Raw genomic sequence first — 18954 nt, 5'->3', positions numbered from 1 at the left:
CGCAATAGTTGACGGCACTTACGCCGAGTTGCTTGAGCGGTTGGGAGAAATTCACAAAATAGAAAACCTTAGTTTCCAAAGTTGACGGAAAGTCAAACGCTACTGACTCAGGCTTGAGTGCATGATGCGACCTTGAGCAAAAATTGCAAATTCAGACTCGGCTAATTATCGATAAACTGGATGACGGTCCACCTACGACCATGTCTACGACCATGTCTACGACCATTGGTCGCATTCGCTGATCACAGGTAGCAAACGGACAGAAACCCGCTATTACGTTAGTAACTGCAATTTCATTCACGGCACATCGTCAGAGGAACGCCCCCGGGATGCGAAACTCACTTAAGCATTCGAGACTTCGTGTTGGTTTTTTTCTTTCTGTATTCCTGGTGGGGATGACCGCTTGCAGCAGTAATGAACCCACCAAGCAACTTGAGCGACCACCTATCGATGATAGCGAGACTTCGTCTGTGCGTGTCACTACGAGCTGGATACAACACTCGCTTAGCCAAACTGACTGCCTGAAGCACGCCCGAACCGCCCTTACCAGAGCGAGATATTTTGTTGATGCAGGAGACAGATCTGTCTTTGGGTTCCGTGAAGGTATGACTTTTTCAATTCGCTGCGACTACGAAGGCGTGGCTTTTTTAGCAGTCGCGTATCGCCATAGACCCAGCACTCAAGTCCAGGATCGCAACTTGAATGAAATAACGAGGTTATTTTAAGGACTCATTCACTACCTCTGGCGTCGCCGCGGACCCTGCCAGCAGACCACCATCAATGTTGAACTCACTGCCAGTAATATACGTCGCTTCATCCGAGGCGAGTAACAAGGCCACGGCTGCCACTTCTTCGGGCATTCCGAATCGTCTGAGCGGAGTGTCCCGAATCAGGGCGGACATTCGCTCTTCACGACCTGCATCGTCACCCAACATGGGCTCCCATATCGGAGTGAGGATGGCGGCGGGATGAATCGAGTTGCATCTTACTTTCAGCCCTTGCTCGGCACAGTAAAGTGCCACCGTCTTGGTGTGATTGCGAACGGCTGCCTTGGACGACGCGTACGCGGCGGCACCTGGAATGCCGACCAGGCCCGAGCGAGAGGAGATGTTGATTATTGAACCGGCCCCTGAATGGCGCATGGCGCGAATGGCGTATTTGCAACCCAGGAAGACACCGTCGAGATTGGTCTGATGCACAGCGCGCCAGTCCTCCAGGCGCGCATGTTCCGGATCATGCTGTACGGCGCCTTGCTCAAATCCGGTAATGCCCGCGTTATTGACCAAAACGTTCCAGCTACCACGCTCCTTCAAGACCTGCATCATCACTCGCTGCCAATCTTCTTCACAGCGTACATCCAGGCGCAGATAACAGGCGCGGCCCCCTAACGAAGCTGCACCGGTGCTGCCGAGTTCATCGTTTATATCGGTGACATAAACAAAGCAGCCTTCCTGTACGAAGCGTCGTGCAATCGCGGCGCCAATCCCTTGAGCCGCCCCTGTCACTACCGCGATTCTGCAATTCAGTTTATTGGCCATTATTGAAAAAACCTCCATGTCGGGACGTCAAAAAGCATAAAGCAGAGACTACTTGGCCTAGAGCTCCCGTGCACGGTCTCCGAGGCTGTCTACCGCAAACGGCTTCGTCAGTACCTGCATGCCAGCCTGAAGCTGACCGGTACCGATAACGGCACTCTCTGCATAACCGGTGGTGTCACACCGAAATAAGTTCAAGTCACTCCAGTAGATGGGCAGGACCCGTTTCGCGATGCAGCGCTGCGTCTGCGTCCACCCAACAGGGATGACCCTGCACTTGCGATGGACTGTTACTCGCGCAGGAAATGGATCAAGGCGTAATCGCCACTTTCATCACCCCGTCGCGCTGATGCGCGAAAAGGTCATAGGCCGCCTCGATATCGTCGAGTTTGAAACGGTGAGTCACCAGCGGTGACAAGTCCACACCCTCACTCGCTACCACCGCCATCAATCGACGCATGCGTTCCTTGCCACCCGGGCAAAGCGTGCTGAGGATGCTGTAGTCGCCCAGACCCGCGGCAAAAGCGTCAAGTGGTATCCGCAGGTCGCTGGAGTAAACGCCGAGACTGGACAGTCGCCCACCCGGGCGTAAAACCCGCAGCGCCGACTCAAAGGTACCCTGGGTGCCCAAGGCCTCAATGGACACATCGACGCCGCGGCCATCGGTCATTGCCATGATCTGCTCGACCACGTCACCCTCCTTGAAGTTGACCACATGCGTCGCGCCCAAACCCTTGGCCACGTTCATTCGCTCGGCAACCGCATCGACGCCAATGATGGTAGTAGCGCCTTTGAGCCGTGCACCGGCCACGGCACAGAGACCGATCGGCCCCAGTGCGAATACCGCGACGGTATCGCCGATTTCCACGTTCGCCCGTTCAGCTCCGGAAAAACCGGTGGACATGATGTCCGGACACATCAGCACCTGTTCGTCGCTGAGGCCGTCCGGAATCGGGCACAGATTGGCCTGCGCATCCGGTACCAGAACGTATTGCGCCTGACAGCCATCGATGATGTTGCCGAACTTCCAGCCACCGGTGGCCCTGAAGCCGTGCCGGGTATCGGGACCATCCTGCGAGCCGCAGCCACACAGACAGGCGTAGCTATGCCCGCTGGGGGTTATCGCGCCGGCAATCACCCGCTGCCCTTCGCTGAAGCCGCGCACTTGCGAGCCAAGCCGTTCGATGATGCCTACGGGTTCGTGGCCAACAGTCAGCCCCTTCGCTACCGGGTACTCACCACGCAGGATGTGGACATCCGTGCCACAAATGGTAGTGGTGGTGATTCGGATCAATGCGTCGAGTGGGCCCACCTCGGGAATGGGCTTGTCCTGAAGTACGATACGGTTTTTTTCGATGAAGACAGCCGCTTTCATGGTTGCCATGCTGATCGCTCCTTGTTCGAGTGTGCGATCAAGTGCAGCACGAAATTCACGCTCTGTTGCGTTAGCAGATCAAAGGTAGCGATCAGCAGATATAAAAGATCGACGCTCATAAACGAAGCGAAAAAGGCATTTGAAGAGCAATAACCTTATAGCCACTGAAACATTATGGTGCCGCAAATTGCCTCTTCATAACTTATGCACCAAAATTACGCAAAAACGTAATATGTGTCGGTCATGATACTTTCGATATATACCCTGCCCTTACCCTTTGCCTGCCAATCAAACTAGCCTGAAGTGACTGCAGCCATTTCGGAAAGTTTAATTAGTCCGACAAAAATATTACGACCTTCCAAATCAATCACTTACACCACCAAAAACTCGCAATTCGATAAAAGGCATCCTTTTTGACTCTTGGTGTTTGACATGAGGCTTAGAGTAGTCGATAACTATAACCGCCCATGTGAATACCTAATGAGTTCAATCTAATCCTGGTATTGATAGATCCGGGCAACAACTGAAACAACTTCTTCCCAGGGCGCCAAGTGCGCACCGTGCGGTAGCTTTGCCTTAACGAAAGTGAACGGCATATCAACAGAGAGAGATAAGCACTTCTCGGAACTGATTCAAATTTGAAACACATCTATTTCATTTTTGAAACACCCACCCCTGCCAATAACAACATTCGAGCATCTGGGATTGTTCTTTTAAAGGCTTGAATAAGCCTACTACCTACTAGCAAGCATGCTGTCTGCTCAACCCTGCCATCAGGCTTTGCATGCTTAAAAATGCGCTAAGTACGGAGTTTTCCTGAATGCACACCCCTACCCCCAACACTTCCAGCTGGTATCTATTGCAGTGCAAGCCCCGCCAGGATGAACGGGCCAGAATCAACCTTTTGCAACAGAACTACGTTACGTTTTGCCCTCAGCTCGTCAGTGAACGACTGGTTCGCGGCAAACCGCAAAGGGTGCTGGAATTCCTCTTTCCCGGTTACCTCTTCATTCAATTGAGCCGCGAGGATCACTGGGCGCCCATCCGCTCAACGCGCGGCGTCAGTCGCATCGTCGAATTCAATCACGTACCGGCAATCGTGGCCGATCAGGTCATCGAGCATTTACGCGTGCGCTGCCTTGAATCCCTGGACCCCGATTCAGTCCAGGTACTCGAACCCGGTGAAAAACTGCAAATCGTCCACGGTCCGTTGTCGCCGCTGGAAGGCGTCTTTCTGTCAATGCTGGGTGCGGAGCGAGTGATGCTCCTGCTGCAGTTTCTCAATCGACAACAACATGTTTGCGTTCCCCTGAGTTATCTCGAACGCCAACGATCCTGACTTCAAGAAAATCCTGCCTGGCTTATCAATTTTCGGGAATCACGATATGTCCCTAAAGTCGCACTGTCCTTTTGCGCTACTCATGGCTTCTTTGTACCCCGGCATGGCCTGGAGTCTCGATCCGCAGTCGATTGATATCTATGGATTTCAGTTCGTGCCCACGTTTGGCTTATCGGAAAGTCACGACGACAACATCAGGGAACTTGAACACGATGTTCAGTCCTCGATGGTGACCAAACTGGCGCCCTCTTTCGAACTCAAGGCTGAGGACCGCAATAGCGCCACGCGGATTCTCTGGCAACCGAGCCGCTACATCTATCACTCGGAGTCCGATGCGTCGTACACCTCGCAGCGCCTGCGCGCTGACAGTGTCATGGAGTTTACCGACCGCCACCGCCTGAAGCTTGAAGCCGAAGCACGCAAATATGAACGCACGACGTCGACGGCAGTGGACGGTATCAACGACAAAATTGAAAGCCAGCGTGCCGGTGGCATTTACACCTACGGTGCCAAAAGCGCCGATAACCAGATCGACATCGGCGCCAATTACGCACGACTGCGTTACGACAATGCCGATGGCATCAACGACGACAAGGAGCGCGATACCACGGGTTTCACCACCACCTGGTATCACCGAATCGGCAGCAACACCCGCGGTTTGCTTGAATACGATCACACCCGCTTCGACTATCTGCAGTCCAACAGCCCGCGCAGCAGTAAGTCCGACGCGCTTTTGGGTGGCGCCGAATGGGATCTGTCAGCGCGCACGACCGGCAAGGTCCGGATCGGTTACGAGAAAAAAGACTTCGATGAGAGTACGTCGAAGAATCTGGACAACCCGACCTGGCAAGTCGATCTGAAATGGAAACCACGCACCTACTCGACCTTTACCTTCCTGGCCCGTCAGGCACTGGCCGAAGGTGACGATGGCGCCGATGCCGTGAAGTCGACCTTCACCCAGGTGGGCTGGCGCCATGGCTGGACTGAACGGATCACCAGCGTGGCCGAGGCCGGTTTCGGGCAGTACAAATACGAAGGCCAAAGCCGCACCGACGACCTTCAGGACTACAACCTCGCTGTGATCTACAAGATGCGCCGCTGGCTGGATATCGAGCTGGGTTATCGGTACCGCGATAACGACTCCGATGCCGACAACGAAAGCTTCACGCGCAACGTCTTCCAACTCAGCTTCAACGTCAGCCTGTAAGAGGATTCGCCCATGAACTCGCGCCTGCTTGGCCTGTTGTTATGGCTGTTTCTGGCTTCGGCCACTCACGCAGCCGACCCCGCTGTCGATTACAAACTTTCGGCTGGCGATGTGCTGCGCATTACCGTTTTCGGCGAGCCGGAACTGAGTGTCAAGAAAGTCCGACTCAACGACGCCGGGACGTTTTCCTACCCATTCCTGGGTGAAATCGTCGCCAAGGGAAAGACCCCGAATCAGGTGGAAAAGACCATCGTCGACGGCCTCAAGCAAGGTTATCTGGTCGACCCCAAAGTCAGCATCAGCCAGATCGAATACCGCCCCTTCTATATCAACGGTGAAATCCAGAAACCCGGCAGTTACCCCTTCGTGCCCGGGCTGACCCTGGAAAAGGCCATCGCCCTGGGTGGCGGCCTGACCGAGCGAGCTTCGATGAAACGCGTGACGATCCTGCGCGGTGATGGCAGCCCTCCTCTCGAAGACGACGTTTCCAAGACCACCGTCATTTCTCCCGGTGACACCATTTCCATTGCACAAGGCTTTTTCTAATCATGGACAACAGCCCCAGCACCTACGTCGAACGTCCCCTCCAGGCGCATCTGCATCATCAGCAGCAGCACAGCGAAGAGTCGGACACCATTGATCTGCTCAAACTCTGGAGAATCATCTGGCGCGCCAAATGGAACATCGGTTGGTTTGTCATCCTGTGCTGTGCGCTTGCGGTGGCAGCGTTGTCGTTCATCACGCCGCAGTACATTGGCAGCACTACGTTGCTGATCAAGGAAAAAACCCCGCCGGTGCTGACTTTCCAGCAGGTGTCCGATTCCGGTGCCAGCACCACGGCGGACTATTTGCAGACGCAACAGGCGCTCCTGCAATCGCGGGATCTGGCGGAACGGGCGGTCAGGAAACTCGGCCTCACCACAAATCCATTGACCGATCCTCGCCAACAATCGCAATCGTGGTTTACCCCGCGCAAGTGGCTGGCCGACCTCAATGGCGGACAATGGCTGCCATGGCTCGGCTACCTGACCCCGGAAAAACCGGCGCCCACTGAAGAGGATGTGTTCAATCAGGTCACCCAGGACCTGATGCTCCACACCACCGTCAAATTCGTCGGCAAGAGCCAGTTGATCGAAATCGCCGTCGAGTTGCCGGACCCTGACCTCGCCGCGGCGGCGGCCAATGCCCTGGCCCAGGGCTACATGGACAGTCAGCTCGACTCAAGCCTCAAGTCATCGCAGAACACCAGCAGTTGGATGAACACCCGCCTGGTCGAACTGCGTGACAAGCTGCGTGTGGCTGAGAACAAACTCCAGGCTTATCGCGAAGAACAAGGTCTGGTCGATGTCGATGGTGTGGCGACCATCAGCGCCAACGAGTTGCAAATGACCGGTAACCGCATGATCGACGCGCGCCGTAACCGGGCGGAAGCCGAAAGCCAGTACCGCCAGGCGCAATCCTTGAGCAATGGCGACATGAGTCGACTATCCAGCGTACCGGCGGTGCTGAGCAACCCGTTGATCCAGCAATTTCAGGCGGATACGGCCAAGGCACAAGCCAAGGTCGAGGAGCTGCAAGGTCGGTATGGACCCAAACACCCATCGCTGATTTCCGCACAATCGGAACTGCGTACCGCGCAAACCAGCTTGCGTCTGCAAGTGCAGCAGGTAGTGGCCGGTATCGAACGCCAGTATCAGCTCGCGGTGGCCAGCGAAGGTGCGCTGCAGAAGTCGTTCAACACCAACAAGGCGCAGATCCAGAACATCTCTCGTAAAGAGTTCCAGTTGCGCGAATACCAGCGTGAAGTCGACAGCACCCGGGCGTTGTACGAAACCTTCGTCACCCGCTTGAAAGAAACCGCCGCCACCTCCGATATGGATTCGGCCAAGGCCCGCATCGTCGACCCGGCGATTGCACCGATAGAGGCCAGCAAGCCGCGCAAGACGCTGATTGTGGCGATTGTCGCGGTTGTGGCCGCCGTGATCGGCGTAGCGCTGGCCTTCCTGTTCGAAACCCTGAGCAATACCTTCAGGACCGAGGAGACCATCGAAAGCACGCTTAACGTGCCATTGCTCAGCGTGGTGCCGCTGGTCCTGAAGAAAAGCCGTCGGCAACTGGCGCGACTGTTCGAGGACAACGACAACCCGCGATTCTCCGAGACCATCCGCAATCTGCGCACCTGGCTGATGCTGCAAAGCACCGAAGCACCGTCGCAAGTGGTACTGGTTACCTCAACCGTCCCCGGCGAGGGCAAAAGCACCATTGCCAACAACCTCGCCTGCTCGCTGACCCCATTGGAGCGAGTGCTGCTGATCGATGCCGACCTGCGCCAACCCACGTTGTCACTGAACTTTGACTTTCCGCCGGACAGCCCGGGGTTCGCCAATGTGATTGCCGGTACGGCAAGGCTGGAGGATTGCATCCGTACCGTCGGCAATCTCGACATGCTGTCGGCCGGGAGCGTGTCGCCACCCTCGATGGATTTGTTCAACTCACCCCGTCTGCCCTCCCCCGGCGATCCACTCGATTCGCCACGCCAGCCACCGGCGCAGGATCTGCTGAGTTCACCGCGAGTCGCACGGATGCTGGAAGTCCTGAAAGCCCGCTACCGGCACATCATCATCGATTCGCCTCCTGCCGAAATGGTCAGCGATGCGCTGTTGCTGGCCAAGCATTCGGACGCCGTGATCTATGTGGTCAAAGCCGACAGTACACCGGTGGGCCAAGTGCAAAAAAGCCTGGCGATGCTCCAGCAAAGCCAGGCGCCGGTGTTTGGCGTGGTGCTCAACCAGGTCGACATGCGCAAGGCACGCAAATACGGCCATAGCCACTCCAAATCGTTCTACGACTATGACTTCGCCCCCAGGTAAATCCGGGTAGCGGCCATCGCTGCCTTACCTGCCTCACTACCAGCGTGTGTACCGAAGCCGGGCGTCCGAGACGGCTTCGAATGGCTACCTATGCCCAGAGATTGAGCCGATGACTCCGCTATATACCGCACAAATGGCGCACCGCCGTGGCGTCACGTTCTGGGGCCAGTGGTTGAGTGCAATGGCCCTGGTCAATCTGTTGCTGGTCCTGCTGGTGCAATTGCGCGTCGGCAATCTCACCAGCGAATACCGTGTCCTGATGATCCTGACGGTGCTCGGTTCCGTGCCGATCTACAGCCTGATGGATGTCTATCACAAGCGTCATGGCCTGTTGATCGGACTCAGTCGGTTACTTGCCGGTTGGTTGATCCTGCTGAGTGTGCTGATCACCATCGCCTTCGTCACCCAAACCAGTGCGCTGTTTTCGCGCCAGGTGATTATCGTCTGGGCCGTGACAGGGTTCCTGGTCCAGGCTGCCAGTTTCCTGCCCTTGCATTACTTCGCTCGACTGTATTCGCAAGTGGTGCGCAACGAGCGCCGCTCGGTGATCATCGGCACGTGTCCGACAGCGCATGAACTGGCGAAAAAACTCTCCCGCCCCAACCGCGCCTTGCTACTGGGTTTTATTGCGGCCAGGCAAAATGCCGGCCCGGCACCGAGCATTCTGCCGCTGCTGGGCCACGTCGACGACATCCGCGAACTGATCACCCGGATGGAAGTACGGCGCGTCTACATCGTGTTGCCGATGGTCGACGCCGCCACCATCGAAGCGTTGTACATCGACCTGCTGGACATGAATGTCGATGTGGTCTGGATCCCCGATTTCGGCAGCATGGTGTTGCTCAATCACTCGATTTCCGAGATTGAGCGCATGCCGGCGATCTATCTCAACGAAAGCCTGATCACCTCCCATCCGGGCAGCCTGTTCTGCAAAGACCTGTTGGAACGCAGCCTCGCCGCCGTCGCCATTATGGTGTTGAGCCCATTGCTGCTGAGCGTGGCCCTTGCGGTGAAGCTGACCTCTGCGGGACCGGTGCTGTTCAAGCAAAACCGTCACGGCTGTGACGGTCAGGTGATCAGGGTCTGGAAGTTCCGCTCGATGCGTGTCCACAACGGCGGCGAAGTCCGCCAGGCCACGCGTGACGACGACCGCGTGACACCACTGGGGCGTTTCCTGCGCCGCAGTTCCATCGATGAGCTGCCGCAGTTGTTCAACGTGCTGTTTGGCCAGATGGCCCTGGTCGGTCCACGCCCCCACGCGGTCACCCACAACATCTATTACACCGGCAAAGTCCACGCCTACATGGCCCGTCATCGCCTCAAGCCCGGGATTACCGGACTGGCCCAGATCACCGGGCACCGCGGCGAAACCGAAACCCTGGAAAAGATGCAGCTGCGGGTCGCCCAGGACCTCAACTACATCAACCAGTGGTCGCTGTGGCTGGACATCAAGATTCTGCTCAAGACCCCCTTCACGCTGTTCTCGAAAAACATCTACTGACCTTGTGCCCGGCCCAGTGCCGGCCCCACGACACACTGAGGTTCTCCCATGAATGTGAGTGTATTTGGTATCGGTTATGTGGGACTTGTACAAGGCGCAGCGCTGGCCGAGGTGGGTCACAACGTCCTCTGCGTCGACGTCGACGCCAACAAGGTCCTGGCGTTAAAGGAAGGCATTCTGCCCATTTATGAGCCGGGTCTGGAGAATCTGGTTCGAGACAATCATAAAAGCGGGCGTTTGCAGTTCAGTACTGACCTGGTCAGTGCCGTGCATCACGGCGATGTGCAGTTGATAGCCGTGGGTACACCGCCCGACGAAGATGGCTCGGCCGATCTGCAATACGTATTGAGCGTGGCGCGAACCATCGGCCAGCACATGCAGCGCCATCAAACCATCGTCGATAAATCCACTGTCCCGGTGGGCACTGGCGACCTGGTGCGCGAGTGCATCGCTCAGGCGCTGAGCGAGAGCGATCGCAGCGAGCTGACTTTCGATGTGGTTTCCAACCCGGAGTTTCTCAAGGAAGGCTGCGCGGTCGAGGACTGCATGCGCCCCGACCGCATCATCATCGGCACCAACAGCCAGCGCGCCGAAGACGTGATGCGCGAACTGTACGAGCCATTCAATCGCAATCGCGAAAAAATCATCGTCATGGACGTTCGCAGCGCCGAGCTGACCAAGTACGCCGCCAACTGCATGCTGGCGACCAAGATCAGCTTCATGAACGAAATGGCCAACCTTGCCGAAAAAGTCGGCGCCGATATCGAGATGGTTCGCCACGGCATCGGGTCGGACCCGCGCATCGGGTATCAATTCATCTACCCCGGTGTCGGTTACGGCGGCTCATGCTTTCCCAAGGACGTGCAGGCGTTGATTCATACCGCCAACAGCCTGGACTTCGATGCGCGAGTGCTCAAGGCCGTCGAGTCGCGCAACAACGAGCAGAAAACCACGCTGTTCAAGAAGATTTTCGATCACTTCAACGGCTCGCTCCAGGGCAAGACCTTCGCCCTGTGGGGCTTGAGCTTCAAACCCAACACCGACGACATGCGCGAGGCCCCCAGCCGCGTATTGATGGAAGCGCTATGGCGCGCCGGGGCGAGTATCCAGGCGTTCGACCCCAAAGCCATGGAGGAAGCCCAGCGTCTGTATGGTGCTCGCGATGACCTGGCACTGGCCGGTACCAAGGAAGCGGCGCTGAAAAACGCCGACGCGCTGGTCATTGTCACTGAATGGCAGGCCTTCCGTGCGCCGGACTTCGAACTGCTTGCGCGGCAACTCAAGCAACCGCTGATTTTTGACGGGCGCAACCTGTTCGATCCGCAGCGTTTGGGCAAGCGCGGCTTCACCTACGTGTCCGTGGGCCGCCAACCCCAACAAGCCATGGCGCAAGGAGTCGCGCCATGATCCGGCTCGAGTTGATGGGCCAGTACTCGCCAGCCTTGCTGGAATCCAACAAGGCGTTCTCATTCATCAACTTCGCCTCGATCGGCAGCTTCATCCAGCAACCGCCCGATGCGCTCGCCTATTTTTGCGACGGCATGCTGATGTCGAGCTTCATGTCGAAAGTGACCGGGAGAAACATCGACCGGGTCAGTTTCGACTTCACGTCCATCGCCGACCCGGTGTTCAGCGATGCCGAAAAACAAGGCAAGCGGGTGTACATCGTCGGGGCCACGCAAAACGAACTGGAAATGTTCATCCGCAAATTGCGGGTGCGTTATCCACGACTGGCGATTGCCGGTTATCACAACGGTTATTTCGATGCCACGCAGGCGGCGGCGATCAAGGCGGACATTTGCCTCGGCCGATCCAACATCCTGATCGTGGGCATGGGCGCCGGGTTGCAAGAGAACTTCGTCCTCGGCGCACTGGATTCAGGCTTCACCGGAGTGGCCTTTACCTGTGGCGGTTTCATCCGCCAGGAAGCCATGGCCAACGGCTTTTACTACCCCGAAATGATCAATCGCCTGCACCTGCGGGCGTTCTATCGCATGTATCGCGAGCCACACACCATCAAGCGTTACCTGCTCGACTACCCGAGCAATTTCATACAGCTGGCGGCAATGATTCTTCGCCACAAAGTCGCGATCAACATTACTGCGCCCTGAGCGCCGGGGACATGACCATGCACATTCTTTTCACGCTCAAGGATTTCAAGACCGGCGGCGGTGTCGAGCGCGTCCAGCAACGGCTGGCCAGCGAGTTTCTCAAGGATGGGCGACGCGTGAGCTTTTTCGTCATGAACGGCGAAACGCCCGATGTCGACGGGGCGAACGTCCTCGACGGCGGCGGCAGCGGCCTGTTCGGCCTGTTCAAATCCATCGTGCTGCTACGCCGCAGCATTCGTCGAGAGGGCGTGACGCACCTGATTGGTGCCAAGGAACAAGCCAACCTCTGCACCTGGTTTGCGACCCTCGGCAGCCGCTGCCAGGTCATTTATACCCGGCATACGTCACTGGACTGTTCGGAACAAAAGACCGGCGTCCATAGCCTGCGTTTGCTCTATGCGCTGTACCTCTGTGGCAGCGGCAAAGTGGTGACGGTGTCCCATGGATTGCGCCAAACCCTTGTCGACCTGATGCCGTGGGGGCGCAAGCGAATCACCTACTGCCCCAATGCCGTGGTGACCGAGCAACTGCACAACGCCTCCCGCGCGCCCTTGCCGCAAGACATTCCGAGTGAATACTGGATCAGCGTCGGCCGACTGGTGGACCTCAAGGGATTTCATATCCTGCTCGACGCCTACGCCCTGGCACTGCGCGAAGGCAACCTGCCCTACCTGGTGATCGCCGGTGATGGGCCTCGCCGTGAAGCCCTGATCGCACAGGCACAGCGGTTGGGCATCGAGCGCCGCGTGCACTTTGTCGGCCACTTGAGCAATCCGTACCCGCTGATCCGCCATGCGCGACTTTTAATCCTGAGCTCACTGCATGAAGGCTTGCCGACAGTGTTGATCGAAGCGCTTGCGCTTGGCACGCCGGTGCTGTCCGCAGATTGCCCCAGCGGGCCCAGGGAGTTACTGGACAACGGACGTCTGGGGCAACTGGTGAAGGTCGATGATGTGCCGGCACTGGCGCTGGGTATGCGGCAAAGCCTGAAGCTCAAGGAACACACGAAAGTCTGCGCCGACGCCGTCCGCCCGTACACCAGTCGGCAAGCCGCGCAGGCGTATTACCAGGTGTGGGACCAATGAAACGTTTACTGATCATCCTCCACGACCTCAACGCCGGTGGCGCCGAGAAGATGATGGCGCGGCTTGCCGGTGCGCTGGTCGACGCCGGTAACGATGTGACGCTGCTGATGCTGACGGGGGGCGGTGTCAACATCGCGCTGCTCGACCCACGGGTCAAACAGGTCGAACTGAACAGTTCACGCAGCGCCAATGCGGTGCCGGCATTGGCGCAGTACCTTCGGCAAAACCGCTTCGACGCCCTGTTGGCCGCCCTCACCCACGTCAACGTGGTGGCGATTGCCGCCGCTGTGTTGTCCGGGACCCTGGCGCGGTTGCACGTCAGTGAGCGCAATGCGTTTTCCCGGGACAAGCACGTCAACCCGTCGTTGCGCGTGCGTTTGGCTTATCTGCTGGCGCCGCTGTTGTACCGGCTCATTCCCAACCCGGTGATTTGCGTTTCCCAAGGCGTGGCTCAAGACCTGGTCGAGACCACAATTGCCCGTCGCCAGGACGTCACCATTGCCGACAATCCGGTGCTGGACAACGACTTTCGCGAAAAGACACCGGGCTGTCCGACCCATCCATGGCTGCTGGAAAAAACCGCCCCGGTAATTGTCGCCTTGGGGCGCCTGGCTGACCAGAAGGGTTTTGACACCCTGATCGACGCCTTCGCCCGCTTACCGGACCGCTCTACGCGACTGATCATTTTTGGCGAAGGCAGCCTCAGGTCCGCGTTACTGGAGCAAGCCGCCCGCCTCGGGGTTGCCGAGCGCTTCGACTTGCCGGGTTACGCCAGCGACCCCTTGGCCCAAGTGGCCGCCGCCGATTGTTTTGTCCTGTCGTCACGCTTCGAGGGCAGCCCCAATGCCCTGGTCGAAGCGCTGTCCACGGGCACCCCGGTAGTGGCCACCGACTGCCCTTATGGCCCGCAAGAGATTCTCGGCGACGGTGCGGTGGCCCCATTGGTCGACGTCGACGATCCCGAGGCACTGGCCCTGGTCATCACGGCGGAACTGACCCTGCCCAGGGATCGCTATCGCCAGATCCGCATCGACGCCGCCGCCCGCTACATGAGCGGGCGCGCCGTACAGACGTACCTCGCCGCGTTACTCGGGAGTCAATCGTCATGAGCCAGTTGCACGTCAGGTATTCGACACTGCGCGACGCCTTCACGCTGTTCGGTGTGCTGTTCTACTTCCAGTTGATTTCGTTTTTCCTCGGCCTGGGCAATGTAGCGAGCATCGGCGATGTCGATAAAGACCTGGAAGGCAACGCGATCAATCAGGTCTGCGGTCTGATCACCTTGCTGGTGCCATTGTTCCTGTTTATTCGCCACAAGGTGTTCCTCAGCAAAACCTTTTATCGCGGCAATTTCTTTTTGTTGGTGTTCCTGTTCTGCGTGGCGGCATCGATCGGTTGGTCTTCAGACCCGATGCTGAGCTTCAAGCGCTTTATTGCGTTGCTCAGTGTGGTGTTCTTCGCCGGGTTCATTGCGTACAACTACAGTGTCGAGAAAATCGCCTTCATGCTCGGTTGCATCATCGGTGCCGCCGCATTGATGGGGCTGATATTCGCCCTGATCAGGCCCGACATAGCGTTCATTGCCGGCGGGATTCGCGACGGCGCCTTCAAAGGCATTTTTCCCGAAAAAAACGGCGGTGCCCGGCTCAATGCGATCGGCATCCTCTTGCTGTTGCCGATGATTCGCCAGCGCAACCCATTGGCGATGGCCTATGCGCTGTTCTCGCTGATCGCCATCGGGCTGGCGCAGTCCGCTACGGCGATTGCCTTGATCGTCAGCGGCGCGGCGAGCTACTGGTATTTCCTGACCCTGGTGCGATTGCGGGTCAACCGTTCGCTGCTGGCGTTCTTCGCTGCCACGGTGGTCTACGTGCTGATATGCCTGTTCCTGTACGGCAACTATACGTTGCTGCTCGAACTGCTCGGGCGTGATCCCTCGCTGACCGACCGCACGCTGATCTGGGAACTGCTGACGCCATTCATCGATGAACGCTTGCTCAAGGGTTACGGTTTCGGGGCGTTCTGGGCCAGCGCCGATGCCGACATCTTCATCAAGCGCTGGGGCTACATCGGCAACGCCCACAGCGGTTATCTGGAAACCCTGCTCAACGGTGGCCTGATCCAGCTGACGGCGCTGATCCTGATGCTGGCCCAGGCCATGGTCAAACAGTACCGGGCGATCACGTCCGCCCAGTCGGCACAGGTTCGCGCCTGTGCGCTGGTGATCGTCGGCCTGTTCATCGTCACCAACTACGTGGCGTATGTGATCCCCAACTATCGCAGCGCCGAGTTTCTGGTGTTCTGCACGCTGGCCCTGTCCTTTCGACACCATCGCGCACCGCGCCCCGAGCGCTCACCCACAGCCGTGCAAAACCGCTCCCCCGGCAGGGCAATCCCGCGTAATCCGGCCCAGGCGTATCACAAGGAGAAAACCCCATGGTAAATCAAGCCCCCCCATCAACCAGCACAGTGTGCGTGCTGATTCCGATGTACAACGGCGCCGACAGCATCGAACAGACGCTGGGATCCTTGAGCCAGCAAACCCGTTTGCCCGATCACGTCATCGTGATCGACGATGGCTCGACCGATGACGGGCCGCAACGGGTCAGCAACTTTGCCGCACCGTTTCGCCTGACGCTGTTGCATCAGGCCAACGAAGGTCAGGCCAGCGCCCGCAACACAGGGTTGAAACACACGGAAGAAACCTTTGTGGCGTTTCTCGATGCCGATGACCGATGGCATCCGCAGAAACTGGAAAAACAACTGGCACTGTACGAAGACCTGCTTCGCCAGGGACACCCGGTGGGGTTGGTCGATTGCAACGTGTTGGTCGAGTACAGCGACGGCAGACGTCACCAGGAAGGTCGATACAAGAACGGTCGACACTTCTACGACTTCATCCATGCCAATGTCGTCAACGGCGTGTCGGCTGTGCTGATCAAGCGAGACGTGATCACTCGGCTCGGCGGTTTCGACGCCAGTCTGCGCTATTCCGAAGACCGCATGATGTGGGCCAGGATCGCCGAACACTGGGAAATCCACACGGTCCCCGAAATGCTGATGAGTCGCACGGTCAACGGCGGCAACATCACCGCCCAGCCGCTGAAGTACTACTCGCACAAGATCCGGTTCATCGATTTGTACCTCGCCCGCTACAGCGATGTGCTGAGTAAACAACAACGGATCGATTTTGTGCTGGGTAACCTCGCCGAGTTTCTCCGGTCGTTTTCGCGCAGCGCCGAATATGGGCAGGTGATCAACGTTTACCGGCGAATGTTCGAGTACTCCTGGCAGGCGCTGGTATTCGCCCAGGGCAAACCAACCTTGCGATACCTCAACGCCCGCATCCGCAGCCTGGGCAAACCCTCCACCGAATCGACTACTGCTCACTGAACCCGGTGCCCGCCATGGCCAATCATCGTCTGGTGACATTGATCTGGATCTTCACCGAGAAATTCGGTCTGATCTTCCTGTCGATGATCACGTTTGTCGTCTTCGCCAGGTTGCTGACTCCCACGGAACTGGGGATCGGCACGGTGATCATCGCGATCGTCGAGATCGTTGGCATGCTCTACTCGTCGGTGCTGGAGGATCCGCTGGTACGGATGGAGCGCCTGGAGGCGAAGCATATCAGTACGACATTCTGGTTCGCCGTGCTGATCAGCCTGGCGTCCATTGTCGTAATCTCCCTCGCCGCCGTGTTGTATACGCCGTCACCGGCGTTGCAATGGATGACGGCGGTGGCCTCGGTAAAGATCCTCTTCACCATGATGGCCCGGGTATATGTCGTGGAGATGCGGCGCACCAGCAACTTCAAGAGGCTGGCCTCGCGCACGCTGCTGGGGAAAATTGCCGGGGGCGTCGGCGGGATCGGTGTCGCGCTCCTGGGGTATGGCCCGTGGGCGGTCATCGCGCAGGCGTTGATCATGGATTTTGTCTGCGTGGTCGTACTGATGCTCGCAGACCGGCGCCGCATTGCCTTTTGCATTGACGGCCCGATCCTGCGAGAACTGCTCAAGTCCGGGACACCAGTGGCGATCAACGTGCTCAGCTCGCAAACCCTGCAGCGCGGGGTCAACGTGGTACTCGGCATGACGGCCGGCGCCCATGCGGTCGGCATGTTCAATCTGGCCATGCGCATCATCGACTTGCCGCGCACAGCGATCTACAACGGCCTGATGAGTTATGCGCTGCCGGTGTTCGCCCGTCGCATTGGCGATCCACCGCGACTGATCGGCATGATCAGTGATTCGACGGCGATCAGTGGGTTTCTGCTGACGCCGTTTTTCCTCGGAATTGCGTTGACGGCCGAAGACATCATCCTGCTGATTTTCGGCGCCAAGTGGGCTGCTGCCGTACCCCTGCTGCAAGTGCTGGCCGGCACTGCCGCACTCGGCAACCTCGCCATGTATGCGACCACGGCGTTGGTCGCGGTCAACCATACCCGCGTCACCCTCAAGGCCGAAGTGATCACCACCCTGCTCGCCCTCGCGCTGGTGTACGCCATGGGCCCTGTCTACGGCGGCATGGGCGCAGCGTTGGCCTTGCTGGTGCGCATGCTGATCATCACGCCCCTGCAGGTCCGAGGCCTGAACGCTGCGATCGGTTACGGCTGGGATGCGTTTTTCGAATCCAGCTATCGCAGCGTGATCGCCTCGCTGGTCATGGCCACCGCTGTGTTGTTTGCGTCTTCGCATCTGGCCTTGCAGGGCTACCTGCACCTGGTGGGCAACATCGCCATCGGTGCCGTCACCTATGCGATGGCCTACAGCGTGCTGCATCCGCGCTGGCCCCAGGAATTCAAGTTGGTTTTCACCGCTCGCTGACCCTGACTTCTTGAAACAGGAACGACCGCCATGCAAAAAACCACGCTGATCACGGGTGGGGCCGGTTACATCGGTTCCCACACCGTCCTGACCCTCATCGACGCCGGCCATCAGGTTCTGGTGCTGGATAACCTTTGCAACAGCTGTCACGAGTCTATCGAGCGCCTGGAGCACCTGGCCCATACGTCGATCGAATTCATCGAAGGCGATATTCGCGACACGCCGTTGCTGGAGGAAATTTTCAGCCGCTACGACATTGATGCCGTGGTGCATTTTGCCGGCCTCAAATCTGTGGCCAACAGCGTGCAGCAACCCCTGGATTACTACGCCAACAACGTCGTCGGCACGCTCAACCTGTGCCAGGTGATGGCGCGGTACAACGTGTTCAAACTGGTGTTCAGCTCCTCGGCAACGGTGTACGGCGAGCCTTCGCAGATTCCGATTTTCGAAGACCTGGGCACAGGTGAACCGGCCAGTCCTTATGGCCGCTCCAAGCTCATGATCGAACAGTTGTTGAGCGATCTCGCACGGTCAGAACCGCGCTGGAGCATCGCGTTGCTGCGTTATTTCAACCCGATAGGCGCTCACGAAAGCGGATTGATTGGCGAGGATCCGACCGGCAAGCCGAACAATCTGCTGCCCTGTGTGACCCAAGTGGCGATCGGACGCATTCCCGAGCTGACGGTATTCGGCAACGACTACCCCACCGTCGACGGCACGTGCGTGCGTGACTATATCCACGTGGTCGACCTGGCCGAGGGGCATCTCAAGGCATTGCACCTCTTGCAGGGCGATCCCGGCATTCATGTCTGGAACCTCGGCACGGGGATCGGGTACAGCGTCCTGCAGATCATTCGCAGTTTCGAGGATGTCACCGGGATCAGCGTGCCTTACCACATCGCCCCGCGCCGTGCCGGCGACATTGCCCAATGCTGGGCTGATGCGAGCAAGGCCCGGCGGGAACTGGGCTGGTGCGCCCGGCGCAACCTGCCGCAGATGATCCTCGACAGCTGGCGCTGGCAATCGAGCAACCCGTATGGCTATCGCCACACATCGCAGCCCATGGCCAAAGTCGCCATCCGGTGACGGGCTGCTCGACTCTCCA

At 58.1% G+C, this 18954-nt stretch carries 15 protein-coding genes; 13 read left to right on the top strand and 2 right to left on the bottom strand.

Going from position 1 to position 18954, the window contains the following annotated elements; translation table 11 throughout:
- Positions 1–716 precede the first annotated feature (716 nt).
- Both AD668_RS15425 and AD668_RS15420 read right to left on the bottom strand, forming a co-directional pair.
- Positions 717–1538, bottom strand: a complete 822-nt coding sequence (locus tag AD668_RS15425) for an SDR family oxidoreductase (protein WP_053160225.1) — start codon at positions 1536–1538, stop codon at positions 717–719.
- 307 nt (positions 1539–1845) lie between these two features.
- Positions 1846–2919: an NAD(P)-dependent alcohol dehydrogenase gene (locus tag AD668_RS15420; protein WP_053160223.1), complete on the bottom strand. Its 1074-nt coding sequence runs from the start codon at positions 2917–2919 to the stop codon at positions 1846–1848.
- An 811-nt stretch (positions 2920–3730) separates the two neighbouring features.
- On the opposite strand from AD668_RS15420, the gene rfaH reads away from it, so the two are divergent.
- The 13 genes from rfaH (at position 3731) to galE (ending at position 18935) form a co-directional block, all read left to right on the top strand.
- Positions 3731–4249, top strand: a complete 519-nt coding sequence (gene rfaH, locus AD668_RS15415; protein ID WP_053160221.1) for a transcription/translation regulatory transformer protein RfaH — start codon at positions 3731–3733, stop codon at positions 4247–4249.
- 82 nt (positions 4250–4331) lie between these two features.
- Complete coding sequence (locus tag AD668_RS15410) at positions 4332–5456, top strand: outer membrane beta-barrel protein (RefSeq protein WP_256220671.1); 1125 nt, start codon at positions 4332–4334, stop codon at positions 5454–5456.
- A 12-nt stretch (positions 5457–5468) separates the two neighbouring features.
- Positions 5469–6002: a polysaccharide biosynthesis/export family protein gene (locus AD668_RS15405; RefSeq protein ID WP_053160218.1), complete on the top strand. Its 534-nt coding sequence runs from the start codon at positions 5469–5471 to the stop codon at positions 6000–6002.
- A gap of 2 nt (positions 6003–6004) precedes the next feature.
- Positions 6005–8326, top strand: coding sequence for a Wzz/FepE/Etk N-terminal domain-containing protein (locus AD668_RS15400; protein ID WP_053160216.1), 2322 nt, complete (start codon positions 6005–6007; stop codon positions 8324–8326).
- Between the two features lie 109 nt (positions 8327–8435).
- Entirely contained in the window at positions 8436–9827 is a 1392-nt protein-coding gene (locus AD668_RS15395) for an undecaprenyl-phosphate glucose phosphotransferase (RefSeq protein WP_053160214.1), read from the top strand.
- Between the two features lie 48 nt (positions 9828–9875).
- The gene (locus AD668_RS15390) at positions 9876–11234 is read left to right on the top strand and encodes a UDP-glucose/GDP-mannose dehydrogenase family protein (RefSeq protein WP_053160212.1); all 1359 of its coding nucleotides are present in this window, start codon (positions 9876–9878) and stop codon (positions 11232–11234) included.
- Positions 11231–11938: a WecB/TagA/CpsF family glycosyltransferase gene (locus AD668_RS15385; protein WP_053160210.1), complete on the top strand. Its 708-nt coding sequence runs from the start codon at positions 11231–11233 to the stop codon at positions 11936–11938. The genes AD668_RS15390 and AD668_RS15385 overlap by 4 nt, the downstream gene beginning before the upstream one ends.
- A 17-nt stretch (positions 11939–11955) precedes the next feature.
- Positions 11956–13023, top strand: coding sequence for a glycosyltransferase (locus AD668_RS15380; protein WP_053160422.1), 1068 nt, complete (start codon positions 11956–11958; stop codon positions 13021–13023).
- Positions 13020–14132, top strand: coding sequence for a glycosyltransferase (locus AD668_RS15375; RefSeq protein WP_053160207.1), 1113 nt, complete (start codon positions 13020–13022; stop codon positions 14130–14132). Before AD668_RS15380 ends, AD668_RS15375 begins: the two co-directional genes overlap by 4 nt.
- On the top strand, positions 14129–15466 hold the full coding sequence (locus AD668_RS15370; protein ID WP_053160206.1) for an O-antigen ligase: 1338 nt from the start codon (positions 14129–14131) through the stop codon (positions 15464–15466). Before AD668_RS15375 ends, AD668_RS15370 begins: the two co-directional genes overlap by 4 nt.
- Positions 15460–16416 carry a glycosyltransferase family A protein gene (locus AD668_RS15365; RefSeq protein WP_053160203.1) on the top strand — a complete coding sequence of 319 codons (957 nt, stop codon included), beginning with the start codon at positions 15460–15462 and terminating at the stop codon, positions 16414–16416. The genes AD668_RS15370 and AD668_RS15365 overlap by 7 nt, the downstream gene beginning before the upstream one ends.
- 14 nt (positions 16417–16430) lie before the next feature.
- Positions 16431–17849, top strand: a complete 1419-nt coding sequence (locus AD668_RS15360) for an oligosaccharide flippase family protein (RefSeq protein ID WP_053160202.1) — start codon at positions 16431–16433, stop codon at positions 17847–17849.
- Between the two features lie 30 nt (positions 17850–17879).
- Positions 17880–18935, top strand: coding sequence for a UDP-glucose 4-epimerase GalE (gene galE, locus AD668_RS15355; RefSeq protein WP_053160200.1), 1056 nt, complete (start codon positions 17880–17882; stop codon positions 18933–18935).
- The last annotated feature ends 19 nt before the right edge of the window (positions 18936–18954 follow it).

This window comes from Pseudomonas sp. P1.8 (genome assembly GCF_001269805.1).
Lineage (GTDB): Bacteria > Pseudomonadota > Gammaproteobacteria > Pseudomonadales > Pseudomonadaceae > Aquipseudomonas.
Note: the sequence above shows the minus strand (reverse complement) of the source record. Positions and strands in the feature narration are given on the sequence as shown.